Genomic DNA, 24,725 nt, shown 5'->3' with positions numbered 1-24,725 from the left:
CTGCGAGGTCGGGCCGCGTGACTGCGGTAAGGCTTAAGCGCGCAAGGTCGCCAGGATCGGTTGCAGCACGGCAGCGCCCAGGGCGGCGCTGCGGGCGCCGCTCCAGCCCGTTTGCGGATCGGGATCGTTGGCGTTGTCCTTGAACGGCAGTTCCAGGGTCAGCGACAGGCAGCCGAAGGCGTGGGTGATATGGGGCGAACCCATGGTCAGCACTTCCGGCGTGAACGGGCCGTCTTCATAGCCGTGTTCATCCTGGAAGTCGGGGCTGGCCACCTTGAAGTCGGCGATGAAGCGGTCTTGCTCGGCCTTTTGTGCCGGCGTGAAATTTTCCAGCGCATCGCTGCCAGCCACGAAGACGTAAGGCAAGCCTTCGTCGCCATGCACGTCGAGGAACAGGTCGCAGCCGATTTCATGCATTTTCTGTTTCACCAGGAACACTTCCGGGCTGCGCTCCATGGTCGGGGTCATCCATTCGCGGTTCAGGTTGGCGCCGGCCGCGTTGGTGCGCAGGTTGCCATGCACGGAACCGTCCGGGTTCATGTTTGGCACCACATAGAAGACGGCGTCTTGCAGGCACTGGCGGGCAAACGGATTGGCCTGGTCCAGCAAGGCTTCGAGCATGCCTTCGACAAACCATTCCGCCATCGTTTCACCGGGATGCTGGCGCGCGATGACCCAGACTTTCTTCTCGGCATCGGCGTCGCCGACCACCAGCAGGTTCATGTCGCGGCCTTCGACGGTGCTGCCCAGGTCGATCAGGCGCACCAGCGGCGACGCTTGCGCGCTGTCGATCAGGGCCAGGTGGCGGTCCCATGGGTACGGTTCGAAATACGCGTAGTACACGCTTTCTTCTTCCGGCGTATGTTCGATGGTCATCACGGTGCCATCAAAGCTGGTCGGTACGCGGAACCATGTTTCGCGGTCGTAGCTGGCCACGGCCTGGTAATCTTTCCAGCCGTCCGGGTAGGCTGACTTGCCTGCATTCATGAAGCGGATCGTGCACGCCTCGCCTTGCGCGCCTTGCAGGCGGAAGTAAAACCACTGCGTGATGTCGGCGTGGGAATCCTTGCGGATGTTCAGCTCGATGGATTGGGCATCGTCGGCGCGCAGCACCTCGATCGCGCCGGCGTCGAATTGCTGGCTGATTTTAATGGTCATGAGTGTTCCTGATAAAAACGTATGGGTTTTGCATCGTGTGCAATGGCGCGATGATACCTGTTTTGCGGTGGTCTTTGTGCTGGCGCAAACGACAACGGACGCGCTTTGCTAACGTGATAGCTCCAATACGGGGAGAGCATCATGGATGACAACGGCAAACACATACGCGAACTGGAAAAGAAAGTCAGCGCCCTCAGCGATGCCCTGGCGCACCTGGGCAAGGGTACGACCTTGCAGGAATTGCTGCGCATCATACGTTTCCCCGGCTATACCACGCCGGCCGAATTCACCTTCAATGCCGCCATCCTCGACACCATGCTGGTGCAGGCTAATGCGCTGGAAAAGCTGGGGCAGGATTTGCTGGCGGGGGCCAAGCAGGTCGTCGCCATGAACAAGCAGTGAACGCAGTAGTGAGCAAATCCTGAACGCCTGAAAAATGGCCAGGGCAAGGCGCAGGGCCGCAGGCAGTACGAACGTACGCCCAGGCCCTGCAACGCCGCCATGGACGTTTTGTCAGGTGTTCAGTCCGCCGAAACGTTCAAAAAACCATGGCTCCACGTCCGGCGTCTGCTCATCCTCGCGGCGCAGGGTGGCCAGGATATGTTCCTCTGCCGCCGCGTAGGTAAGGCGGTAGAGGTCGCGCGCCAGCGCATAGGCTTGCGTGCCGGGCCACGGCTCGGGCAGCAGTTCGACGGGCAGTTGCGGGTCGTGCAACTGCACACGGCGGTAGGCGTGCGTCAGCAGTGAGCGGATGACGAACGCTTGCTCCGCATCGAACACGGGCGCTTCTTGCAGCAGGATCAGCAGCGGCTGGAAGCTGGCGATGAATTTTTCGTAGCCAGCCATCACTTCCGACAAGTCCCAGCAGTCGCCCACCATGTCGCGCAGCGGGCGCGTGCTGACACACGGCAACTCTGTTGTGTGGCAGACATACAACTTGCCCTGCACCTCATTGCGAACGAGGATATCTTCCAATGCTTCCGTATTGCTGGCAGGGTGGCCAAAGATACCCGGTGAAATCAGGCCATAGCCGGCCCACAATAATTCCTTGCGCAGCGCCCCCCGCTCGGCAGCGCCGATGCTGCCGGCCGGCCCGATCACCAGGGTCCAGCTGCCATCCCAGTGCACGACCAGCGGTGCATAGATGCGGCGATAGGCGCGTTCGAAGCGGGCCAGCGCCTCCGGGCGTATCGTATAGGCGCTGCGGCGGCCATCGCGCTGCGAGCTGAGCCAGCCTTCCTGCGCCAGGCGGAACACGCTGGTACGCAATAAACGGTCGTTGACGCCGAATGGCGCCAGCAGTTCGATCAGGCTGCCCAGCCAGATGGCGCCGCCGCGCGGCACGATGGCGTCGCCAAAGATGGTCATCACCAGGGACTTCGAGCGCGGTGGGTCGCTTTCCAGGAAATCGGCTATCCATGCCGTGCAGCGGGTGTTCTTCATGTGGTTCCGGTCTGGCCGTGTTGCGGTCGAATCAATAAAAGCAGCAGTTTACTTGGCTGCGCGGGTAGCGCGGCAATAATTTGCCGGAAGCGCTGGTGGCGCTCTGTAGTGTTTTCTCATCAGCAATATCATACGCACAAAAAAGCTGCACAAGATACGAATTTTTAAAATGATTCATATCAAGTGTATGCAAATCGTTTTTTGTATCGTATTATCTGTTCATCGCACCGCGTTGCTGCGCAAAATCAAAGACATGGGAGACAGATCATGTACGCACAAATGGTTGAAACCGGCCTCAAGAACGTCCGTTCCCTCGACGACATGGGTCAAGAAGAGCGCGCTTTTCAGGCACGCATCGACGAAGGCATCAAGATCGAGGCCAAGGACTGGATGCCGGACGCCTACCGCAAGACCCTGATCCGCCAGATTTCGCAGCACGCGCACTCGGAAATCGTCGGCCAATTGCCCGAAGGTAACTGGGTCACGCGTGCGCCGACCCTGAAACGCAAGTCCATCCTGCTGGCCAAGATTCAGGACGAAGCGGGCCACGGCCTGTACCTGTACAGCGCCGCGGAAACCCTGGGCGTGTCGCGCGACGACTTGCTGGCCGCCTTGCACTCGGGCAAAGCCAAGTATTCCAGCATCTTTAATTATCCGACCCTGTCGTGGGCCGACATGGGCGCCATCGGCTGGCTGGTCGACGGTTCCGCCATCATCAACCAGATTCCCCTGTGCCGCTGCTCGTATGGGCCGTATGCGCGCGCCATGATCCGCGTCTGCAAGGAAGAATCGTTCCATGCGCGCCAGGGCTACGACATCATGATGTCGCTGTGCAAGGGTACGCCGGCGCAGAAAGCCATGGCGCAGGATGCGCTGAACCGCTGGTGGTGGCCATCGCTGATGATGTTCGGCCCGTCCGACGCCGCCTCCGTCAACAGCGCCCAATCGGCGCAATGGCGCATCAAGCTGTTCTCGAACGATGAATTGCGCCAGCGCATGGTCGACCAGACCGTGCCGCAAATCGAATACCTGGGCTTGACCGTGCCCGATCCCGACCTGAAATTCAATGCGGAAACGGGCCACTATGAATTCGGCGAGATCGACTGGTCCGAGTTCAACAATGTCCTGAAGGGCAATGGCCCATGCAACCGCGAACGCTTGCAAACGCGCGTGAAAGCGTATGAAGACGGCGAATGGTTCCGCGATGCCTTGGTCGCGTATGCAGACAAGCAAGCTGCTGACAAAGCGGCGGCGTAAATACATAAGACAGATAGGGGATAGCAACATGAGCAAAGAATGGCCTTTGTGGGAAGTTTTCATCCGCAGCCAGCACGGCCTGGCGCACAAGCATGTGGGCAGCCTGCACGCTTCCGACGCCACCATGGCGGTCAACCATGCGCGCGACGTCTACACGCGCCGCAATGAAGGCGTGAGCATCTGGGTAGTGCGCGCGGCCGATATCGTCGCCAGCAGCCCCGGCGACAAGGGCGCCCTGTTCGAGCCGTCGAACAGCAAGGTGTACCGCCATCCCACCTTCTTCCCGATGCCGGAAGAAGTCAAGAACCTGTGATGGGAGCGCCTGCAATGGATGACAAGGTCAATTACCTCCTGCGCCTGGGCGACAACGCCCTGATCCTCAGCCAGCAGTTGTCGCAGCTGTGCGGCAAGGGCCCTGCGCTGGAAGAGGACATGGCGCTGACCAACGTGGCGCTGGACTTGCTGGGCCAGACGCGCTTGTGGTTCAGCTACGCGGCCGAACTGGAAAACGCGGGCCGCGACGAGGACGACATCGCCTTCCTGCGCGACGCCCACGATTTCAAGAACTGCCTGCTGGTCGAACAGCCGAACGGTAACTATGCCGACACCATGATGCGCCAGTTCTTCTTCGACAGCTGGCACTACTTCCAGCTGCTGGAACTGACGAAATCGACGGATGCGCGCATCGTCGAAGTGGCGCAAAAGTCGATCAAGGAAGTCACGTATCACCTGCGCCGCAGCGGCGATCTTGTCGTGCGCCTCGGCGACGGCACGGCGGACAGCCATGCCAAGACGCAGGCTGCCGCCGACAAGCTGTGGATGTACACGGGCGAGATGTTCAAGTACGACGCCGTCGACCAGGCCATGGTAGCCGCCGGCATCGCGCCGCCATCGGACGTGCTGCGCCGGGCTTTCCTGGAACACGTGGCCGAGATCTTCGCCGAAGCGACGCTTGTCATGCCGGCGCCCGACGCCTGGATGCAAAAGGGCGGCAAGCAGGGCACGCACACGGAGCACCTGGGTTTTATCCTGGCCGAGATGCAGTTCCTGCAGCGCGCCTATCCCGGGGCGGAGTGGTAATGAACACGGCCGCTGGCGCTGCGGCGCTGGACGCCGCCCAGGTCTGGGCCTGGCTCGGCGACGTCGCGGACCCGGAAATCCCCGTCATTTCGGTGGTGGACCTGGGCATCGTGCGCGCCGTCGAAGTCACGGATGGCGACGCATGCATCGTGACGATCACGCCCACGTATTCGGGCTGCCCGGCCATGCAGGTGATCGCCGACGCCGTCACGGATGCCTTGCGCAGCCATGGCGTGGCCAAGGTGACCCTGGTGAACCAGCTGGCGCCCGCCTGGACCACGGACTGGATGAGCGAAGCGGGTAAGGCCAAGCTGAAAGGCTATGGCATCGCCCCGCCGCAGCAGCAGGTGATCGACATCAGCGGCTTGAAGGGTGGAGTAAAACGTCAAGCGATGCCAAAGCTGGACGTGATCTGCCCGAACTGCGGCTCGACGCATACGCAGCTGACCAGCCAGTTCGGCTCCACGCCGTGCAAGGCCCTGTACAAGTGCCTGGCTTGCCGCGAACCGTTTGATTACTTCAAGTGCCACTAAAAAAATCAGGCACACGTTCCGAAGAAACTGGAGATGAAGCATGAGTAAATTTTATCCGCTGTGCGTAGCGAACGTGCGCAACGAAACGCGCGACACCATCGCCGTCACGTTCGACGTGCCAGCCGAACTGCAGCAGCAGTTCCGTTTCCAGCAGGGCCAGCACCTGACCCTGCGCGCCAATATCAATGCGGAAGACGTGCGCCGCTCGTATTCCATCTGCTCGGCGGTGCAGGATGGCACCCTGCGCGTGGCCATCAAGCGCACGCCGGGCGGCGCCTTCTCCACCTGGGCGAACGATACCCTGAAAGCCGGCGCCACCATCGAGGTGATGCCGCCCATGGGCCACTTCAACGTGCCGCTCGACTGCGTCAACCGCAAGCACTACCTGGCGTTCGCGGCCGGCAGCGGCATCACGCCCATCCTCTCCATCATCAAGACCACCCTGCTGACGGAACCCCTGAGCCGCTTCACCCTGTTCTACGGTAACCGCGCCTCGTCGTCCGTCATCTTCAAGGAAGAATTGACGGACTTGAAGGACGTGTACCTGGAGCGTTTGAACCTGGTCTACGTGATGAGCCGCGAGCAGCAGGACATCGAATTGTTCAACGGCCGCATCACGCAGGAAAAATGCGAGCAATTCCTGCAGCACTGGATCAAAGTCGAAGACTACGACAACGCCTTCATCTGCGGCCCGGAAGACATGATGCTCGGTGTCTCCGCTGCCCTGCAGGCTGCCGGCATGCCCAAGCAGAATATCAAGATCGAACTGTTCGCCGCCAGCATCCCGAAAAACGCCCACAAGCCGCGCGCGCAGCTCGACGCGGGCGTGGTGCAGGAAACGGAAGTGACCGTCATCATGGATGGCAACCACACCACCTTCACGATGGACAAGGACAAGGAATCCATCCTCGACGCGGGCCTGCGCCAAGGCATCGACATGCGCTACTCGTGCAAAGGCGGCGTATGTTCGACCTGCCGCTGCAAGATCCTCGACGGCAAAGTCGAAATGGATGTCAACTACGCGCTGGAAGACTACGAAGTGGCGCGCGGCTTCGTCCTCAGTTGCCAGAGTTTCCCTCTCACAGACAAGGTCGTGGTCGACTTCGACCAGGCTGAATAAGCCGGTGCAGGGCACGGGCCCTGCCTTACCTATTACACAAGCGAGACGCCATGACCTACCAAAACATCCTCTTTACCATCGAGCAGGGTATCGCCACGCTGACCCTGAACCGTCCCGACAAGCTCAATAGTTTTACGCAAGCCATGCACGAGGAAGTGCGCGACGCGATTGCGAAAGTCAATGCCGACAGTACCGTGCGCGTCTTCGTGCTGACGGGCGCGGGCCGCGGCTTTTGCGCGGGCCAGGATCTGTCCGACCGCGCCGTGGAACCCGGCTCGAAGGGCGTGGACCTGGGCGAGTCGGTGGAAAAGAACTATGCGCCGCTGGTGCTGGCCCTGAAAGCGCTGCCGATGCCCGTGATCTGCGCCGTCAACGGCGTGGCCGCTGGCGCGGGCGCCAACCTGGCGCTGGCTTGCGACATCGTCATCGCCGGCAAGTCGGCCAGCTTCGTCGAAGTGTTCTGCAAGCTGGGCCTGATCCCGGACACGGGCGGCACCTTCTTCCTGCCACGCCTGATCGGTTCGGCGCGCGCCATCGGCCTAGCCATGCTCGGTGAAAAATTGACGGCGGAAAAAGCGGAAGACTGGGGCTTGATCTGGAAATGCGTCGAGGATGCCCAACTGGCGGAAGAAACGCGCAAGCTGGCCGTGCACTTTTCCACGGCGCCGACCAAGGGCCTGGCCTACACTAAGCAGGCACTGGCCGCCAGCGGCGCCAATACCTTGCCGCAGCAGCTGGCGCTGGAAGCGCGCATGATGAGTGATCTCGGTAACAGCGACGATTACCGCGAAGGCGTTGCCGCCTTCATGGAAAAGCGCGCACCGCAATTCAAGGGACATTGATATGGCAGCTTTGGACAACAACAGTATCGTCGCCGTCATCGGCAGCGGCGCCATGGGTGCCGGCATCGCGCAGGTGGCCGCCGCCGCCGGCTACCGCGTCAAACTGTACGACACGCGCGTTGACGCCGTCAGCAAGGCTTTGCTTGATATCGGCAAGATGTATGCGAAGCTGGCCGAGAAGGGCCGCATGACGGCCGACGATGCGGCAGCCGCCACGGCGCGCCTGCAGGCGGCCGGCAGCCTGGCCGATGTGAGCGATGCATCCCTGGTGGTGGAAGCCATCGTGGAAAATCTCGACGTCAAGCGCGGTCTGTTCGCGGAACTGGAAGCGCTGGTCGGCGACGACTGCATCCTGGCGACGAATACGTCGTCGATTTCCGTCACGGCCATCGCCGCCAAGCTGCGCCGCCCGGAACGCCTGGTTGGCATGCATTTCTTTAATCCCGTACCCCTGATGGCGCTGGTCGAGGTGATCAGTGGCCTGGCCACCAGCGAGCAAGTGGCCGCCACCGTGTATGACACGTCGATTGCCTGGGGCAAGAACCCCGTGCATGCAAAATCGACGCCCGGCTTCATCGTCAACCGTGTCGCCCGTCCCTTCTATGCGGAAGGCTGGCGCCTGCTGAACGAACAGGCGGGCGACGCCGCCACCATCGATGCCGTGCTGCGCGAAGCGGGCGGTTTCCGCATGGGGCCATTCGAATTGATGGACCTGATCGGCCACGACGTGAATTTCTCCGTCACGCAATCCGTGTTCGGCGCCTATTTCAACGATCCGCGCTTCACGCCGTCCGTGCTGCAGCAGGAAATGGTCAACGCCGGTTTCCTCGGCCGCAAATCGGGCCGCGGTTTTTACCTGTATGGCGAAGGCGCCGCTGCCCCCGTGGCGCAGGCGGAAGGCGCGCAGGCCAAGCCCGAATTCGTCGCCCTGTCGGCCGCCATCGGTGGCGATGGCCGTGGCCACAGCGGCATCATCCACAGCCTGGTGCAGCGCCTGGAGCAGGCGGGCATCACCGTCAGCCGCCGCGTGACGCAGGAAGGCCAGGCGCACGACGAGGCGCCGGCCCTGCATTGCCATGGCGCCGCGATTTACCTGACCGATGGCCGCAGCGCCACCCAGCGCGCGCACGACAACCAGCATCCGGACACGGTGCTGTTCGACCTGGCGCTCGATTACGCCGGTGCCAGGCGCATTGCCGTGGCCCGTGCCGACCAGTGCAGCGACGCCGCCTATGCGGCTGTCGTCGGCCTGTTCCAGGCGGCCGGTTTCATCGTCACGCGTCTGGACGACGTGCCTGGCCTGGCCGTCATGCGCACTGTCGCCATGCTGGCCAACGAGGCGGCCGACGCCGTCAACCAGGGCGTGTGCACGGTGGCCGCCGTCGATATCGCCATGCAGAAGGGTGTCAATTACCCGCGTGGACCGCTGGCCTGGGCCGATGCCGTCGGCGTCCAGCACATCGTGTCGGTGCTGCACCACCTGGCGCAAGGCTATGGCGAAGACCGCTACCGGGTCTCGCCGCTGCTGCGCCGCAAACTTGCCAATGGAGATCGATTCCATGCCGAATGAAGACCACAACATGACCGCACAAGCCCTGGCCGAAGCGGCCGCTGCCTCCATGCTGTCGCGCGATAACGCCACCGCCGCCATGGGCATCGCCCTGGCCGAAGTGGGCCCCGGCCATGCGCGCATGACGATGACGGTGCGCTCGGACATGCTCAATGGCCACCAGACCTGCCATGGCGGTTTTATCTTTGCCCTGGCCGATAGCGCCTTCGCCTTTGCCTGCAACAGCTACAACATGAACACCGTGGGAGCCGGCTGCACCATCGATTACCTGGCGCCGGGCCGCGAAGGCGACGTGCTGACGGCGCACGCCGTCGAGCAGGCGCTGGCCGGCAAGAGCGGCGTCTACGACGTCAAGGTCAGCAACCAGGAAGGGCGCGTCATCGCGCTCTTCCGTGGCAAGTCGATTCGCGTGGCGGGTGAAGTCATCAGCAATTGAAGGTACGAGAGCAGCTTGAACTGCCGGAACGAATTACATAGTTATAGAACCGAATCAGGAGACAGAGATGGTCCAGAGAACCCCAGCACCGAATGACCTCGAGCCGATCGAGCGCGCCAGCAAGGATGAACTGCAGGCGCTGCAGCTCGAACGCATGAAATGGACGCTCAAGCACGCGTATGACAACGTGCCCCATTACCGCGCCGCTTTTGACGAAGCGGGCGTGCATCCGGACGACCTGAAATCCCTGTCCGACCTGGCCAAATTCCCGTTCACCGATAAAAAGGTCTTGCGCGACAATTACCCGTTCGGCCTGTTCGCCGTGCCGCGCGAGCAAGTGGTACGCATCCACGCGTCCAGCGGCACCACGGGCAAGGCCACGGTGGTCGGCTACACGCAGAACGACATCGATACCTGGGCCAACGTGGTGGCGCGCTCGATCCGCGCCGGCGGCGGCCGCGCGGGCGACATGGTGCATATCTCCTACGGCTATGGCCTGTTCACGGGCGGCCTGGGCGCGCATTATGGCGCCGAGCGCCTGGGTTGCACGGTCATTCCCATGTCCGGCGGGCAGACGGAAAAGCAGGTGCAACTGATCCAGGATTTCAAGCCGTCGATCATCATGGTTACGCCATCGTACATGCTCAACATCATCGAGGAATTCACGCGCCAGGGTCTCGACCCGGCCGAATCGTCGCTGAAGGTCGGCATCTTCGGCGCCGAGCCGTGGACGGACGCCATGCGTTCGGAAATCGAGGCGCGTGCCGGCATCGACGCCGTCGACATCTACGGCCTGTCCGAAGTGATGGGCCCTGGCGTGGCATCCGAATGCATCGAAAGCAAGGACGGTCCCGTTATCTGGGAAGACCATTTTTACCCGGAAATCATCGATCCGGAAACTGGCGAAGTGCTGCCGGACGGCGAAGAGGGCGAGCTGGTGTTTACCTCGCTGTCGAAGGAAGCGCTGCCCATCATCCGCTACCGCACGCGCGACCTGACCCGCTTGCTGCCGCCGACATCGCGCTCGATGCGCCGCATCGGCAAGATCACGGGCCGCTCGGACGACATGCTGATCATCCGCGGCGTGAACGTCTTCCCCACGCAGATCGAAGAGCTGATCCTCAAAATGCCGAAGCTGGCGCCACAGTATCAATTGGTGGTCACGCGCGACGGCCACCTCGACAAGCTGGAAGTGGTGGCCGAGCTGCGTATCGACCTCACTGCCACCATCTCGGCCAGTGAAACGGACGCGCTGGCGCGCGAGCTGGAACACCGTATCAAGACACACGTGGGCGTGAGCACGCGCGTGCGCCTCGTGGCCGCCGCCGGCATCGAACGCACCCTGACGGGCAAGGCCCGCCGCGTGGTTGACCAGCGCCCGAAGATTTTTTCCTGATAGCCCGCCCGAACAAGGAACCAGACATGAATGACGCTTTTATCTGTGACGCCGTACGCACCCCGTTTGGCCGCTATGGCGGCGCGCTGTCCAGCGTGCGCGCGGACGACCTGGGTGCGCTGCCGATTGCCGCGCTGATCGCCCGCAACCCGTCCGTCGACTGGGCCGCCATCGACGACGTGTTCTACGGCTGCGCCAATCAGGCGGGCGAGGACAATCGCAACGTGGGCCGCATGGCTGCGCTGCTGGCCGGCTTGCCGGCGGCAGTGCCCGCCAATACCATCAACCGCCTGTGCGGCTCCAGCCTGGATGCCGTCGGCATGGCTGCCCGTTCCATCAAGGCGGGCGAGGCGGAACTGATCATCGCCGGTGGCGTGGAAAGCATGACGCGCGCGCCTTTCGTGATGGGCAAGGCCGACAGCGCGTTTTCGCGCGCGGCGAAAATCGAAGACACGACCTTGGGCTGGCGTTTTGTGAACGGCAAGATGAAGGCGCAGTACGGCATCGACACCATGCCGGAAACGGCGGAAAACGTGGCCGTGGATTTTGGCATCAGCCGCGCCGACCAGGATGCGCTGGCCCTGCGCAGCCAGCAGCGCTGGGCGGCCGCCCACGCGGCAGGCGTGTTCGAGCGCGAAATCGTGCCCGTCGCCGTGCCGCAAAAAAAAGGCGAACCGAAAATGGTGACGATGGATGAACATCCGCGTCCCGATACCTCGCTGGACATGCTGGCAAAGCTCAAGGGCGTGGTCAAGCCGGACGGCACGGTCACGGCCGGCAATGCCTCGGGCTTGAACGATGGCGCCTGCGCCATCCTGCTGGCGTCCGCCGCCGCCGTCGACAAATACAAACTGACGCCGCGAGCAAAGGTACTGGGCATGGCCACGGCCGGGCTGGCGCCGCGCATCATGGGTTTTGGTCCATCGCCCGCGTCGCGCAAAGTGCTGGCGCAAACGGGATTGAGCATCGAGCAGATGGACGTGATCGAACTCAATGAAGCGTTTGCGGCGCAGGCACTGGCGGTGACGCGCGACCTGGGGCTGGCGGACGATGCGGCCCACGTAAATCCGAATGGCGGTGCGATCGCCATCGGCCACCCGCTGGGCGCATCGGGCGCGCGCCTGGTGATGGCGGCCCTGAACCAGCTGGAACGCACGGGCGGGCGTTATGCGCTGTGCACCATGTGCATCGGCGTGGGGCAGGGTATTGCCGTCGTTATTGAACGCGTATAAAAGCAGTATATAAAACAAGGTGCAAGATAGCACCACCCAATTTGACCGTAGTGCCAACCTGGTGGAGACCACAATGATTGCCAATATCTTCAAGAAAACCCTGATCGCCGGCGTGCTGGCCATGTCCGCCGTGGGCGCGTATGCGGCCGATAACATCAAGATCGGTTCCGTGCTGTCCGTCACGGGGCCTGCCGCCTTCCTGGGCGACCCGGAACTGAAAACCCTGCAGCTGTATATCGAGAAGATCAACGCGGCCGGCGGCGTCCTGGGACGCAAGCTGGAACTCGTGCATTACGATGACGGCAGCGATGCCGCCAAGGCCAACGGTTTTACCAAGCGCCTGATCGAGTCCGACAAGGTCGATGTACTGATCGGCGGCACCACCACCGGCGCGACGATGGCGATGGCGCCGCTGGTGGAGCGCGCCAGCATGCCGTTCATCTCGCTGGCCGGCGCCGTGGTCATCATCGACCCGGTCAAGAAATGGGTGTTCAAGACGCCGCATACGGATCGCATGGCGGCAGAGAAGGTGTTCGAGGACATGAAGAAGCGCGGCATCAGCAAGGTGGGCCTGCTGTCGGAAACGAGCGGCTTTGGCGCTTCGGGCCGCAAGGAATCGCAAATCGTCGCCTCGAAATACGGCATCACGCTGGTGGCCGATGAAACCTACGGCCCGAAAGACACGGACATCACGGCGCAGCTCACGCGCATCAAGAATACCGCTGGCGTGCAAGCCGTCTTCGTCTTCGGCCTGGGCCAGGGCCCGGCGGTCGTGACCAAGAACTATGGCCAGCTGGGGATGGCCGCGCTGCCGCTGTACCAGTCGCATGGCGTGGCGTCCGACGAATACCTGAAACTGTCGGGCAAGGCCGCCGAAGGCGTGCGTCTGCCGACGCCAGCCCTCCTGATCGGCGCCATGCTGCCGGACAGCGATGCGCAAAAGGCGATCGTCGTCGGCTACGACAAGACGTATAAGGACCGCTACAAGATCGACCCATCGACCTTTGGCGGCTATGCGCTCGACGCCCTGAACCTGTCGGTCGACGCCATCAAGCGCGCCGGCGGCACGGACCGCGACAAAGTGCGTGCGGCGCTGGAGTCGACCAAGGGTTTTGTCGGCACCACCGGCGTCTTCAACATGTCGGCCAAAGACCACATGGGCCTGGATCTGTCGGCTTTCCGCATGGTCGAAGTGAAGAACGGCGAATGGCAATTGTCGAAATGATGTAAGCCAGAAGTACCTGCGCGGGCCGCCCTCGAAGGCGGTCCGCGCATAGCCGAACATAATGGAGACACCATGGAAGTCGCACAATTTCTACAATTTCTGTATTCCGGGATGACGGTCGGTTCCGCCTACGCGCTGGCGGCGCTGGGCTTCACCATCATCTACAACACCAGCGGCGTGATCAATTTCGCCCAGGGCGAATTCATCATGCTGGGCGGAATGCTGGCCGCCGTGATGTCGGCCGCCGGCGTGCCGCTGCCGCTGGCCATCATCCTGGCCGTCATCGCCACCGGTATCGTTGGCCTGCTGATGGAAAAAACCGTGATCGAACCGGCGCAAAATGCACAGGTCATCACGCTCCTGATCATCACCATTGGCGCTTCGCTCGTGCTGCGCGGCCTGGTGCAAATCTGGCTGGGCAAGGACACGCATTCGCTGCCCGCGTTTTCCGGCGACGCGCCGATCGAATTCCTGGGTGCCAGCCTGCTGCCGCAAAGCCTGTGGGTGCTGGGCGTCACCGTCGTCATCGTGCTGGTGCTGGGCTGGTTCTTCGGCCGCACGCTGATGGGCAAGGCCATGCTGGCCACCTCGCACAACAAGCTGGCCGCGCAACTGGTGGGCATCAACACGCGCAAGGTGCTGCTGTTCTCGTTCGGCCTGTCGGCCCTGCTGGGCGCTGCCGGCGGCATCCTCGTTGCACCGATCACGTATACGTCTTACGACGCGGGCATCATGCTGGGCCTGAAAGGCTTTGTCGCCGCCGTCCTCGGTGGCCTGGGTGGCGGTGCGGGCGCGATTGCCGGTGGCCTGATCCTCGGCATCGCCGAAGCCATGACGGCCGGTTACATCTCGTCGGCTTATAAAGATGCCGTCCCCTTCGTGCTGATTTTATTGATCCTGTTCTTCCTGCCGCAAGGCTTGTTTGGCGCTAAAAATTCGGAGCGTGTATGAAGAGTTTCTTTGCCCGCTCACGCCATGGTGGCCTGTTGTTGCTGGCCCTGGTGCTGGCCATCCTGCCCTTGTTCCTCACCAATGCGTTCTACTATGACGTGGCGATTCGCATTGCCCTGAACGCCATCGTTGTCATCGGCCTGAACCTGCTGATGGGCTATACGGGCCAGATCAGCCTGGGCCACGCCGGTTTCTACGGCCTGGGCGCGTATGCGTCTGCCGTGCTGACCACCCACTACAACTGGCCGCCGCTGGCCGCGCTGGCCGCAGGAGCGGTTGCCACGGGCTTGCTGGCCCTGCTGCTGGCGCGTCCCGTGCTGAAACTCAAGGGCCACACCCTGGCCATGGCGACCCTGGGCCTGGGCATCATCATTTCCATCGTCATCAACAACGAGACGCAGTGGACGGGCGGCCCGGACGGCATCGGCGTGTCCGCCTTCTCGGTCGCCGGGCTGGAAATCGCCGGTGAAAAATCGTGGTACATCCTGTGCGCCGTGCTGCTGTTGCTGGTGACGTGGCTGGCCCTGAACCTGATCGATTCGCCTGTCGGCCGCGCGCTGCAGGCCATCCACGGTTCGGAAGTGGCGGCCCGCGTGGTCGGCGTTGATACGACCCGCTTCAAGGTACGCGTGTTTGTGCTGTCGGCCGTCATCGCCAGCATCGCGGGCAGCATCAGTGCCCATTACATCGGTTTCATCACGCCCAACCTGGCGGGCTTCTTCCACTCGATCGAGCTGGTGACGATGGTGGTGGTGGGCGGCATGGCGTCGATCTTCGGTTCCATCATCGGCGCGGCCCTGCTGACGATCCTGCCGCAGCTGCTGTCCAGTTTTGAAGGCTGGGAAACGGTGGTGTTTGGCGTGATCCTGATGGCTACCATGATCTTCATGCCGAAAGGCCTCGTGCCGAGCCTGGCCAGCCGGTCACGCAAACGGGCAGGGGTGCCGCAGGCGCCCAAAGCCCCCGAAGGCGCGGCAAAACCACCGGCGCAGGAGGTGTGAGATGCTGACGATTAACAATCTGAGCAAGAGCTTCGGCGGCGTGCACGCGGTGCAGGATGTGAGCTTTACCGTCAAGGAGGGTAATATCCACTCCGTGATCGGGCCCAATGGCGCCGGCAAGACCACCCTGTTCAACCTGATCACGGGCGTCTACACGCCGAGCAAGGGCGAAATCCTGCTCAATGGCGAGAACGTGGCCGCCATGCCGCCCGATGCGCTGGCGCGGCGCGGCATGAGCCGCACCTTCCAGAACCTGCAAGTGTGCATGAACATGACGGCCATCGACAATGTGATGGTGGGCGCGCATTTGCGCCTGAACCAGAATCTGTTCGCTTCCATGCTGCGTTTGCCGTCCGTGCGCCGCGCGGATGCGGCCTGCCGCGACGAGGCGGCGGGCCTGATGGAATTCGTCGGCGTGGGCCGGCATATCGATGACGAGGCGGGACAGATGTCGTATGGCGCCTTGAAGCGCCTGGAAATTGCCCGCGCGCTGGCAGCCAAACCGAAAGTGCTGCTGCTCGATGAACCGGCCGCTGGCCTGAACCACACGGAAACGGGCGAGATCGAAACCTTGATCCGCAAGGTGGCGCAATCGGGCGTGACGGTGGTGCTGGTCGAGCATGACATGAAACTGGTGATGAATCTGTCGGACCATATCCTGGTGCTCGACTATGGCAAGAAGCTGGCCGAAGGGACCGCCGCCGAAGTGCGCGCCAATCCCGACGTGGTGGCGGCATATCTGGGGGTGGCGGCATGATGACAATGGAAAAACCTCAGACTCCGCTGGTGCTCGATATCGCCGGCCTGACCAGTCATTATGGCCGCATCCAGGCCTTGCACGGCATCGACCTGCAAGTGCGTCAGGGCCAGCTGGTGGCACTGGTGGGCGCGAATGGCGCCGGCAAGACAACCCTGCTGCGGGCGATCTCCGGCGTGCAGCCGATCAGCGCCGGCAGCATCGCCTTCGCCGGCCAGGACGTCAGCCGCATGAGCGCCGACAGGCGCGTGCGCGCCGGCATCTGCCAGGTGCCGGAAGGGCGGCAAGTGTTCGGCCCCATGACGGTGGAAGACAATCTGCGCCTGGGCGCGTTTACACGCCCACCGCAGGACGTGGCCGGTGACATGGAGCGCATGTACGGCCTGTTCCCGATCCTGAAGGAAAAGCGCTTGCTGCTGGCCGGGACGTTATCGGGCGGACAGCAGCAGATGCTGGCCATGGCGCGCGCGCTGATGGGCCGCCCGCAACTGCTGCTGCTCGATGAGCCGAGCATGGGCCTGGCGCCGCTCCTGATCGCGGAGATATTCCGTATCGTGGCCGAGCTGCGCGACCAGGGCATCACCATCTTCCTCGTCGAGCAGAACGCGCACGCCGCCCTGTCGATCGCCGACGTGGGCTATGTGATCGAGACGGGCGCCATCACGCTGTCCGGTCCGGGGCCTGAATTGCTGCATAACGAGCAGGTACAAAGTGCCTATCTGGGCATGTGAAAATCCGGGGTCAGACCCGTCGGGACTCGGCGTCCCCGTCTGACCCCAGCTCTACGTTGCGTTTAGAAATAGCTTGCGCAACATGTGTATTGGAAAGTGAGTATGGTCAAAGTCTACGAAATCAACGGCGTCACCCCCGTCGTCCACCCCAGCGCCTATGTGCACCCGTCGGCCGTGCTGATCGGTGACGTGATCATCGGTCCGCGCTGCTATATCGGTCCGCTGGCCTCGATCCGCGGCGACTTCGGCCGCCTGATCCTGGAGGAGGGCGCGAACCTGCAGGACACCTGCGTCATGCACGGCTTCCCCGGCTGCGACACGGTGGTCGAAGTCGACGGCCATGTCGGCCATGGTGCCGTGCTGCATGGCTGCCGCATCGGCCGCAATGCGCTCGTCGGCATGAACGCCGTGGTGATGGATAACGCCGTCATCGGCGAGGAATCCATCGTCGCGGCCATGAGTTTTGTGAAGGCGGGCATGATCGTCGCGCCGCGCAGCATGGTGGTGGGCACGCCGGCCAAGATCATCCGCGCGCTGACCGACGATGAAATCAAATGGAAAAGCTCGGGCACGGGCCAATATCACGAACTGGCCGTGCGTTCCATGCAGACGATGCGCGAGGTGGAGGCCCTGACGGAAGTCGAGGCCGGCCGCCAGCGCCTGAATTTCGAATCCGCCTTGCCGCTGCATTTGCACAAGAACGCAGCAGCGCAGTAAGCACGCAGTAAACCAACATAGGAGTAAACCACATGGCTCATATATCCACCCTGCAAAGCCTGATCGCCGGCCGCTGGCTGGGCGAAGGCGCTGCCGTGCCCTTGCACAGCGCCTTGAACAACCGCGTCATCTATCACACGCATGCGGAAAAGATCGACTTCGACGAAGCCGTCACGTATGCCCGCAAGACGGGCGTGCCGGGCCTGATGGCGCTGGACTTCCAGCAGCGCGCCGCGCGCCTGAAGGCGCTGGCCCTGTATCTGGTCGAGCGCAAGGAAGAACTGTATGCGATTTCGCACCTGTCGGGCGCCACGCGTGCCGACAGCTGGGTCGATATAGAAGGGGGCACGGGTACCCTGTTCGCCTACGCCAGCATGGGCAGCCACGAGTTGCCGTCGTCGAACGTGCTGCACGAAGGCCCGGCCATCGCGCTCGGTAAAAAAGGCGGTTTCGCCGGCACGCACATCCTGGTGCCGCGCGGCGGCCTGGCCGTGCACATCAACGCCTTCAATTTCCCCATCTGGGGTTTGCTGGAAAAATTCGCGCCCAGCTTCCTGGCGGCCATGCCCTGCATCGCCAAGCCGGCCACGGCGACCAGTTACCTGACGCAGGCCGTCGTGCGCATGATGCATGAATCGGGCTTGCTGCCGGCCGGCAGCTTGCAGCTGGTGATCGGTTCCACGGGCGACTTGCTGGACCGCCTGAATGGCCAGGATTTCGTGACATTCACGGGATCGGCCGCCACAGCCGCCAAGCTGCGCACGAATCCGAACCTGATCGCCCAGTCCGTGCCCTTCAACGGCGAAGCCGATTCGCTCAATTGCGCCATCCTGGCGCCGGACGTCACGCCAGACGACGTGGAATTCGATTTGTTCGTCAAGGAAGTCGTGCGCGAGATGACGGGAAAATCGGGGCAGAAGTGCACGGCCATCCGTCGCATCATCGTGCCCGAGCACCTGATGGACGCCGTCGGCACGCGCCTGCGCGAACGCCTGGCCAAGGTGGTGGTGGGCGATCCGTCCATCGATGGCGTGCGCATGGGCGCGCTGGCGTCGAAGGAACAGCAGAACGACGTGGCCGAACGGGTCGCCACCCTGTCGCAGGGTAATGAAGTGGTGTTCGGCGCGGCCGACGGTTTTAGTCCTTTGGGCGATGGTGCCCTTGACGGCAGCTTCTTCTCGCCGACCCTGCTGCTGTGCCGCGACGCCTTCGGCAACGATGCCGTGCATGACGTGGAAGCGTTCGGTCCCGTCAGCACCATGATGGGCTATAAGGACATCGATGAAGCGCTGGCCCTGGCCGCGCGCGGCAAGGGCAGCCTGGTGAGCACCCTGGTGACGCGCGATCCGAAGATCGCCGCGCGCGTGGTGCCGCAAGTGGCGGCCACGCATGGCCGCGTGCATGTGCTCGAGCGCGTGGCGTCCGTCGATTCGACGGGCCATGGCTCGCCGCTGCCGCAACTGAAGCACGGCGGCCCTGGCCGCGCGGGCGGCGGCGAAGAGCTGGGCGGCGTGCGCGCCGTGCGCCACTACCTGCAACGGGCGGCCGTGCAAGGCTCGCCGACCATGCTGGCGGCCATCACCGGCGAATACGTGCGCGGCGCGGACGTCAATGAAAGCCCGATCCACCCGTTCCGCAAGCACTTCGAGGACTTGAAGACGGGCGACTCGCTGCTCACGCACCGCCGCACCGTCAGCGAAGCGGACATCGTCGCCTTCGGCGGCATCTCGGGCGACTTCTTCTACATGCACTTCGATGAAATCGCGGCCAAGGAATCGCAGTTCGGCAAGCGCATCGCCCACGGCTACTTTGTGCTGTCGGCCGCCGCCGGCCTGTTCGTCTCGCCAGGCGTCGGTCCCGTGCTGGCCAACTATGGCCTGGACAACCTGCGCTTCGTCGCGCCGGTGGCGATTGGCGACACCATCCGCGCCCGCCTGACGTGCAAGCGCAAGGTCGACCGCAACCGCAAGGACGTGTTTGGCGTGGGCCAGGGCGTGGTCGCGTGGGACGTGCAGGTGACGAACCAGAACGAGGAACTGGTGGCCAGCTACGACATTCTGACCCTGGTGTCGAAGCGCGAGTAAGTCCGAGAGTAAGCGTCTCTGGCAGGATTGGTTTGAACGGCGCCGCCCGCGATCATCGCGCGGGCGGCGCTTTTTTTATGCGGATCCTTTTCGTCTTGAATTATCCATAAGTGTATGAAAAATATAGGCTAAGGGCCTATCCCAGTAGGGAGCGTCTTCTGCTGGCAGCGGATCCGGAGCGCGGACAAGGCGTGAGGAGGACGCGTGGCGAGCCACGCGACGACGATCAACGCAGTCCCCGCTTCTGAGGCGCGCCAGCGGGGGATGTATTCATCTACTGGGATAGGCTCTAAGTGTGGTTTTGCACGGCGTGCTATTTAGATAAACCCCTCTAGAACGCGTGCTTTTTTCATGGAAATGGGCGAATTCGCTCATTGCCTCAAGAAAACTTTCCAACGTAAAACCTTTTCTCTGTAGCATGGTTTTACTCACTGGTCACGCCGCCATGGACGCCCAAGGCGATGGCGGCGCGAAAAAAACGGACCCGGCCTTTTACGGCCGGTGAGCCATCGACCGCGAGTCCCATTCCACGATTAACGTTCACCGCTACGGGTATTTAATTACTATGAATAAACACGTCCTGATTTTCCTGCTGGCCATGCCCCTGGCCATCAGCCATGCCTATGCCGAAGAGGCCCCTGGTCCCGCGGTCAAGATCAGCGGTTACGGCACCGCCGCCATGACCATGGCCGATACCGACAGCGCGCAGTTCGCGCGCCCGAACCAGGCTGCCGGCGCAGGCCGCACCGCCCGCACAGGCGTCGATTCCAACTTGGGCTTGCAGGCCAATGTCACCGTCAATCCCTGGCTGTCGGCCACCGTGCAAGGGCTGGCGCGCAAGGATGGCGAAGACGATTTTGGCGCCGAACTGGCGTGGGCCTTTGCCAAGGCCAAGGTATCGGACAGCTTCAGCGTGCGCGTCGGCCGCATGGGCCTGCCTGTCTTCATGATTTCCGATTACCGTAACGTCGGCTATGCCAACACCATGCTGCGTCCGCCCGGCGAAATGTATTCGCAGGTTCCCCTGAACAGCATCGACGGCATCGATGGCACCTACCAGTTCAGCGCGGGCGACACCAGCATCACCACGCAGCTGGCGCTGGGCCGCACCAAGGCCACCCTGGCCACGGGGCCTGATTCGACCGTGCAGGTGGAAGGCAAGTCCATCGTCGCCCTCAACGTGGTGGCCGAACATGGTCCCTTCACCGTGCGTTTCGGCCGGGCCGAGACCAAGCTGACGATCAACGATTCGCCCAGCCTGAATACCTTGATGGGCAGCTTGCGCGCGGCCGGCAGCGGCTACAAGATCGCCCAGTTGGGCGCCCTGGCCGATGCGCTGGAAGTCAAGGACAAGAAGGCATCGTTTACGTCCGTGGGCCTGGGCCTGGACTGGAACAATGTGCTGGTGCAGTCCGAATATGCGAAGCGCAAGACGGACAGCTATGTCAGCGACAGCACCTCGTGGTACGTGATGGGCGGCTACCGCATCGGCGCCTTCCTGCCGTACTACAGCCACGCCAGCCTGAAGGCCGATGGCCGCGTGAACAACACCGTGCCCGCATCCTGTCCTGCCGGTTATCCAGCCGCCTGCACGCCGACCTTGCGCGCCCTGTCGGCCGGCGTCGACACCCTCGCGTACATGCGCAATCAGCTGGAGCAATCGACGGACAGCATCGGCGTGCGCTGGGACTTCCACCGTTCGGCCGCGCTGAAAGTGCAGATCGACCGCATCAAGCCGAAGAATGGCCCTGGCCTGTTCGTGCAAGCCAAGCCGGGTTTCCATGGCCCCGTCACGGTGGCTGCCGCCGCCATCGATTTCGTTTTCTAAGGAGCGCCGCATGAAACCATTGATCTTGAATGTGGCTGCCTTGCTGGCGCTGTCGACCGCTGTTCCCGCCATGGCCGAAGTGGTCGTGGTGGTCAATCCGAAGAGCGCCGCCGGCGCCATGACGAACGAACAGGTGGCGCAATTCTTCCTCGGTAAATCGACGGCCATGACGCCGGTCGACCAGCCGGAAAGCGCCCCCGTGCGCGCGGAGTTCTACAAGAAGGTGACGGACAAGGAGCCGTCGCAGGCGAAGGCCCTGTGGTCCAAGCTGGTTTTCACTGGCAAGGCGACCTTGCCGAAGGAAGTGGCCAATAGCGCCGACGTGAAGAAGGCCGTGGCCGCCGATCCGAAAGCCATCGGCTATATCGAGAAGAGTGCCGTCGACGGCACCGTCAAAGTGGTGCTGACGACGCCATAAGGCCGCCATGACGACATGCGGCGACGCATGCCGTCTTTTGCACGAGATAACATCAGGAGACAGCAATGAGCATCAAACGCAAGATATGGGCGCTGCCTGTCGTCTCGGCCATGATTTTCGGGCTGGGGCTGGCCGTCAGCGCCTACCTGTCCACGGCCACGCTCAATTCCATCCACGCCACGGAAAGCGCCGACTATCCCGTGCTCGACATGGCCAAGTCGCTGACCCTGGACGTGGCCGCCGTCGGCGACGCCCTGCGCGATGCCGTCAGTGAAGGCGACAAGGAACGTATCGGGCAAGTCGGCGGCCAGGCAGTCAAGCTGCGCGCCAGGCTGGGCGACTTCGCGGCGATCCCTGGCCAGCGCGAGCAGGGCCTGCGCCTGGCCAGGGAATTCGATGCCTACTATGCGCCGGCCCTGAGTGCGGCGCGCATCATGCTGGAAATGGAAGAGGGCGACCCGCAAGCGACCGTGGCGCGCATGCAGGGGGCGCTGGCGGTGCTCAACACGGACCTGGCAAAGACCAACGAACAGGCGCAATTGCAATTCAAACAGGGCATCGAACGCAGTGCGGCCAATGTGCGCAATGCGCTCAATACCAGCATCGCCGTGGCGCTGGCCGTCATCGTCTGCCTGGTGGCCGTGTCGCATTTCGTCGTGCGCGCCATCTGGCAGCAGCTGGGCGGCGAACCCGAATATGCGCGCCAGATCGCGCGTGCCGTGGCCGATGGCGACCTGTCGATGGAGATCGCCACCGAGGCGGGCGACCAGGCCAGTCTGCTGGCGGCATTGAAGGAGATGCGCGGCCGGCTGGCCGGCATGGTGTCCGGTATCAAGGCGTCGGCCGAAACCATCCAGGTGGCCAGCGCTGAAATCGCCCAGGGCAATGCGGACCTGGCCGCGCGCACGGAATCGCAGGCGGGCAGCCTGGATCAGACGGCGCGCAGCATGGACAGCCTGACCTCCACCGTGCGCGACAACGCCGCCAACGCGGGCCAGGCGCATGAACTGGTGGTGTCGGCATCTTCGGTTGCCGTGAAGGGCGGGCAGGTGGTCAGCCAGGTAGTCACCACCATGGGCGAGATCAACGATTCGTCCAAGCGCATCGTCGACATCATCGGCGTCATCGACGGCATCGCCTTCCAGACGAATATCCTGGCCTTGAATGCGGCCGTGGAAGCGGCGCGCGCGGGCGAGCAGGGCAGGGGTTTTGCCGTGGTGGCGTCCGAAGTACGCAACCTGGCGCAGCGCAGCGCGGCAGCGGCGCGGGAAATCAAGCAATTGATCGGCGATTCGGTGGCCAAGGTGAATGTCGGCTCGAAGCTGGTCGACGAGGCGGGTCTGACCATGGGCCAGATCGTCGACTCCGTGAAAAAGGTGGCCGACATCATGGCCGAAATCAGCGCCGCCAGCCAGGCGCAAAGCGCCGGCATCGGCGATATCGGCGTGGCCATCGGCAGCATGGACCAGATGACGCAGCAAAACTCCGCGCTGGTGGAAGAGGCGTCGGCGGCCGCCGAATCGCTGCAGGAACAGGCCGTGCAGCTGGGCACGGCGCTGGCCGTGTTCAAGCTGGCGCAGGGAAGCGCTGTGTCGGATTACGCGCAGGGCGCCTCGGCGGCCCCGCTAATCCGACCTACCTGGCAGTACAGTAGGTTGGATTAGCGCAGCGTAATCCAACCCAAGGGCATCTGCTTACGCGTGCAAGCCGAACGGATCATCGATGCTGTGCGCCGGCTGCGTGAACCAGCGCGGACCGTCATCCGTCATGTAGAAATGGTCTTCATGGCGGATGCCGAATTCGCCGGGGATGCAGATCATCGGCTCGTTCGAGAAGCACATGCCCACGTCGAGCGGCGTCGTGTCATTACCCACCAGGTAAGGCCACTCGTGGATATCGAGGCCGATGCCGTGGCCCGTGCGGTGCGGCAGGCCGGGCAGCTTGTAGCCGGGGCCGAAGCCATCCGCCTCCAGCGAGACGCGCGCGGCGCGATCCACGTCGCCGCAGGGCACGCCCAGCTGCGCTGCCGCGAATGCGGCGGCCTGCGCCGCCTTTTCGCTGTTCCATACGGAGCGCTGGCGCTCGCTGATGGCGCCAAACACATAGGTGCGCGTGATGTCGGAGATGTAGTTCATTACCTGGCAGCCCGTATCGATCAGCACCGTATCGCACGCTTTCAAGGTTTGTACGTAGTTGACGCCATGCGGGTAGGCCGTCGCTTCGCCGAACAGCACGATGCAAAAATACGAGCGGGGCGCGCCCACCTTGCGGTGCGCGCGCTGGATGAATTCTTCCACTTCCACCGTCGTGATGCCTTCGTACAGCATGCTGGCCGTGGCCACGTGCACGGCCAGGGTCATGTCCATCACGCGCTGCATGAGGGCGATTTCCGCCGGTGACTTGCGGCTGCGGCAGTACGCGGTGACGGCGCGCGCGTTTTCCAGCGCATAGCCGGGAGCCAGCGGCTTGATGCCGTCGTAGATGAAGAAGGCGGCGCTTTCGCAGATGCCCACGCGCGGCGGCGCAGCTTCATCCTGAGCTATCCCCATGCGCGCCAGCACGTCGACGAACAGCTGGTACGGGCTTTCATGCTCTTCCCAGCAATTGACTTTGCCTTCGATGAGCATGAAGCCTTGCAAGGTGCTTTCCTCGAAGGCGGGGGCGATGTATTCGATCTCTCCGCTGGCCGGCAGGATGGCACCCACCATGCGTTCGCTGACATACCATTTGGTGCCCGTGAAATAGGTGAGATTGGCGCCCGCGTTCAGGTAGACCGCGGCGATGCCCTGTTTGCGCATGAATGCCTGCGCCCTGGCGATGCGTTGCGCATGTTCGTCCTTGCCGATGGCGACCATGCCGCCCGTCATGTCCGATAGCGATGCCAATGCCTGTTCGATGGAAGTGCCACCTATGCTCATGCCTGCTCCTTTGCTCGATGCTGAATAT

Annotated in this window: 24 protein-coding genes; 21 read left to right on the top strand and 3 right to left on the bottom strand. The window is 63.0% G+C overall.

Annotated elements, in window-relative coordinates; all coding sequences use genetic code 11:
* Positions 1–33: 33 nt before the first annotated feature.
* Positions 34–1,158 carry a M14 family metallopeptidase gene (locus tag CSQ91_RS17620; protein ID WP_034780413.1) on the bottom strand — a complete coding sequence of 375 codons (1,125 nt, stop codon included), beginning with the start codon at positions 1,156–1,158 and terminating at the stop codon, positions 34–36.
* A 141-nt stretch (positions 1,159–1,299) separates the two neighbouring features.
* Here CSQ91_RS17620 and CSQ91_RS17615 point away from each other — a divergent pair, with 141 nt between their 5' ends.
* A complete protein-coding gene (locus CSQ91_RS17615) occupies positions 1,300–1,560 on the top strand; it encodes a hypothetical protein (protein WP_034780410.1) in 261 nt (86 codons plus the stop codon).
* Positions 1,561–1,671: 111 nt separating this feature from the next.
* Here CSQ91_RS17615 and paaX read toward each other — a convergent pair whose 3' ends face one another.
* Entirely contained in the window at positions 1,672–2,601 is a 930-nt protein-coding gene (paaX, locus tag CSQ91_RS17610; RefSeq protein ID WP_099389084.1) for a phenylacetic acid degradation operon negative regulatory protein PaaX, read from the bottom strand.
* 267 nt (positions 2,602–2,868) lie between these two features.
* On the opposite strand from paaX, the gene paaA reads away from it, so the two are divergent.
* The 20 genes from paaA (at position 2,869) to CSQ91_RS17510 (ending at position 23,443) form a co-directional block, all read left to right on the top strand.
* Complete coding sequence (paaA, locus tag CSQ91_RS17605) at positions 2,869–3,858, top strand: 1,2-phenylacetyl-CoA epoxidase subunit PaaA (RefSeq protein ID WP_099389083.1); 990 nt, start codon at positions 2,869–2,871, stop codon at positions 3,856–3,858.
* A gap of 28 nt (positions 3,859–3,886) precedes the next feature.
* The gene (gene paaB, locus CSQ91_RS17600; protein ID WP_034746356.1) at positions 3,887–4,171 is read left to right on the top strand and encodes a 1,2-phenylacetyl-CoA epoxidase subunit PaaB; all 285 of its coding nucleotides are present in this window, start codon (positions 3,887–3,889) and stop codon (positions 4,169–4,171) included.
* A 14-nt stretch (positions 4,172–4,185) separates the two neighbouring features.
* Positions 4,186–4,938, top strand: coding sequence for a 1,2-phenylacetyl-CoA epoxidase subunit PaaC (paaC, locus tag CSQ91_RS17595; protein WP_099389082.1), 753 nt, complete (start codon positions 4,186–4,188; stop codon positions 4,936–4,938).
* The gene (gene paaD, locus CSQ91_RS17590) at positions 4,938–5,471 is read left to right on the top strand and encodes a 1,2-phenylacetyl-CoA epoxidase subunit PaaD (protein WP_070281626.1); all 534 of its coding nucleotides are present in this window, start codon (positions 4,938–4,940) and stop codon (positions 5,469–5,471) included. The genes paaC and paaD overlap by 1 nt, the downstream gene beginning before the upstream one ends.
* A 40-nt stretch (positions 5,472–5,511) precedes the next feature.
* A complete protein-coding gene (gene paaE / locus CSQ91_RS17585; protein WP_034780398.1) occupies positions 5,512–6,591 on the top strand; it encodes a 1,2-phenylacetyl-CoA epoxidase subunit PaaE in 1,080 nt (359 codons plus the stop codon).
* Positions 6,592–6,641: 50 nt separating this feature from the next.
* Positions 6,642–7,433, top strand: a complete 792-nt coding sequence (paaG, locus tag CSQ91_RS17580) for a 2-(1,2-epoxy-1,2-dihydrophenyl)acetyl-CoA isomerase PaaG (RefSeq protein ID WP_099389081.1) — start codon at positions 6,642–6,644, stop codon at positions 7,431–7,433.
* Position 7,434: 1 nt separating this feature from the next.
* Positions 7,435–9,003: a 3-hydroxyacyl-CoA dehydrogenase PaaH gene (gene paaH, locus CSQ91_RS17575; RefSeq protein ID WP_099389080.1), complete on the top strand. Its 1,569-nt coding sequence runs from the start codon at positions 7,435–7,437 to the stop codon at positions 9,001–9,003.
* A gap of 10 nt (positions 9,004–9,013) precedes the next feature.
* Complete coding sequence (gene paaI, locus CSQ91_RS17570) at positions 9,014–9,439, top strand: hydroxyphenylacetyl-CoA thioesterase PaaI (RefSeq protein WP_373630531.1); 426 nt, start codon at positions 9,014–9,016, stop codon at positions 9,437–9,439.
* A 67-nt stretch (positions 9,440–9,506) separates the two neighbouring features.
* Positions 9,507–10,835: a phenylacetate--CoA ligase PaaK gene (gene paaK / locus CSQ91_RS17565; protein WP_070254579.1), complete on the top strand. Its 1,329-nt coding sequence runs from the start codon at positions 9,507–9,509 to the stop codon at positions 10,833–10,835.
* Between the two features lie 26 nt (positions 10,836–10,861).
* Positions 10,862–12,067 carry a 3-oxoadipyl-CoA thiolase gene (gene pcaF / locus CSQ91_RS17560; protein WP_099389078.1) on the top strand — a complete coding sequence of 402 codons (1,206 nt, stop codon included), beginning with the start codon at positions 10,862–10,864 and terminating at the stop codon, positions 12,065–12,067.
* A 73-nt stretch (positions 12,068–12,140) separates the two neighbouring features.
* A complete protein-coding gene (locus tag CSQ91_RS17555; RefSeq protein WP_034780388.1) occupies positions 12,141–13,292 on the top strand; it encodes an ABC transporter substrate-binding protein in 1,152 nt (383 codons plus the stop codon).
* A 72-nt stretch (positions 13,293–13,364) separates the two neighbouring features.
* Positions 13,365–14,243 (top strand): branched-chain amino acid ABC transporter permease, encoded by an 879-nt coding sequence (locus tag CSQ91_RS17550; RefSeq protein WP_034780386.1) that lies wholly within the window; start codon positions 13,365–13,367, stop codon positions 14,241–14,243.
* Positions 14,240–15,244: a branched-chain amino acid ABC transporter permease gene (locus CSQ91_RS17545; protein ID WP_099389077.1), complete on the top strand. Its 1,005-nt coding sequence runs from the start codon at positions 14,240–14,242 to the stop codon at positions 15,242–15,244. The genes CSQ91_RS17550 and CSQ91_RS17545 overlap by 4 nt, the downstream gene beginning before the upstream one ends.
* A 1-nt stretch (position 15,245) precedes the next feature.
* Positions 15,246–16,001: an ABC transporter ATP-binding protein gene (locus CSQ91_RS17540; RefSeq protein ID WP_034780381.1), complete on the top strand. Its 756-nt coding sequence runs from the start codon at positions 15,246–15,248 to the stop codon at positions 15,999–16,001.
* Positions 16,001–16,732 carry an ABC transporter ATP-binding protein gene (locus CSQ91_RS17535; RefSeq protein WP_099389076.1) on the top strand — a complete coding sequence of 244 codons (732 nt, stop codon included), beginning with the start codon at positions 16,001–16,003 and terminating at the stop codon, positions 16,730–16,732. Before CSQ91_RS17540 ends, CSQ91_RS17535 begins: the two co-directional genes overlap by 1 nt.
* A gap of 102 nt (positions 16,733–16,834) precedes the next feature.
* Positions 16,835–17,449: a phenylacetic acid degradation protein PaaY gene (gene paaY / locus CSQ91_RS17530; RefSeq protein WP_034780378.1), complete on the top strand. Its 615-nt coding sequence runs from the start codon at positions 16,835–16,837 to the stop codon at positions 17,447–17,449.
* A gap of 32 nt (positions 17,450–17,481) precedes the next feature.
* Positions 17,482–19,533, top strand: coding sequence for a phenylacetic acid degradation bifunctional protein PaaZ (paaZ, locus tag CSQ91_RS17525; RefSeq protein WP_099389075.1), 2,052 nt, complete (start codon positions 17,482–17,484; stop codon positions 19,531–19,533).
* A 565-nt stretch (positions 19,534–20,098) separates the two neighbouring features.
* The gene (locus CSQ91_RS17520; RefSeq protein WP_099389074.1) at positions 20,099–21,361 is read left to right on the top strand and encodes a hypothetical protein; all 1,263 of its coding nucleotides are present in this window, start codon (positions 20,099–20,101) and stop codon (positions 21,359–21,361) included.
* Positions 21,362–21,371: 10 nt separating this feature from the next.
* Positions 21,372–21,779, top strand: coding sequence for a hypothetical protein (locus CSQ91_RS17515; protein ID WP_070281618.1), 408 nt, complete (start codon positions 21,372–21,374; stop codon positions 21,777–21,779).
* Positions 21,780–21,844: 65 nt separating this feature from the next.
* The gene (locus CSQ91_RS17510) at positions 21,845–23,443 is read left to right on the top strand and encodes a methyl-accepting chemotaxis protein (RefSeq protein ID WP_257217384.1); all 1,599 of its coding nucleotides are present in this window, start codon (positions 21,845–21,847) and stop codon (positions 23,441–23,443) included.
* 30 nt (positions 23,444–23,473) lie between these two features.
* On the opposite strand, the gene CSQ91_RS17505 is transcribed toward CSQ91_RS17510, so the two are convergent.
* Positions 23,474–24,697, bottom strand: coding sequence for a M24 family metallopeptidase (locus CSQ91_RS17505; protein ID WP_099389073.1), 1,224 nt, complete (start codon positions 24,695–24,697; stop codon positions 23,474–23,476).
* Between the last annotated feature and the right edge of the window lie 28 nt (positions 24,698–24,725).

Source organism: Janthinobacterium sp. BJB301, assembly GCF_002735685.1.
Classification (GTDB): domain Bacteria; phylum Pseudomonadota; class Gammaproteobacteria; order Burkholderiales; family Burkholderiaceae_D; genus Janthinobacterium; species Janthinobacterium lividum.
This window is presented reverse-complemented; position numbering and strand designations above follow the sequence as displayed.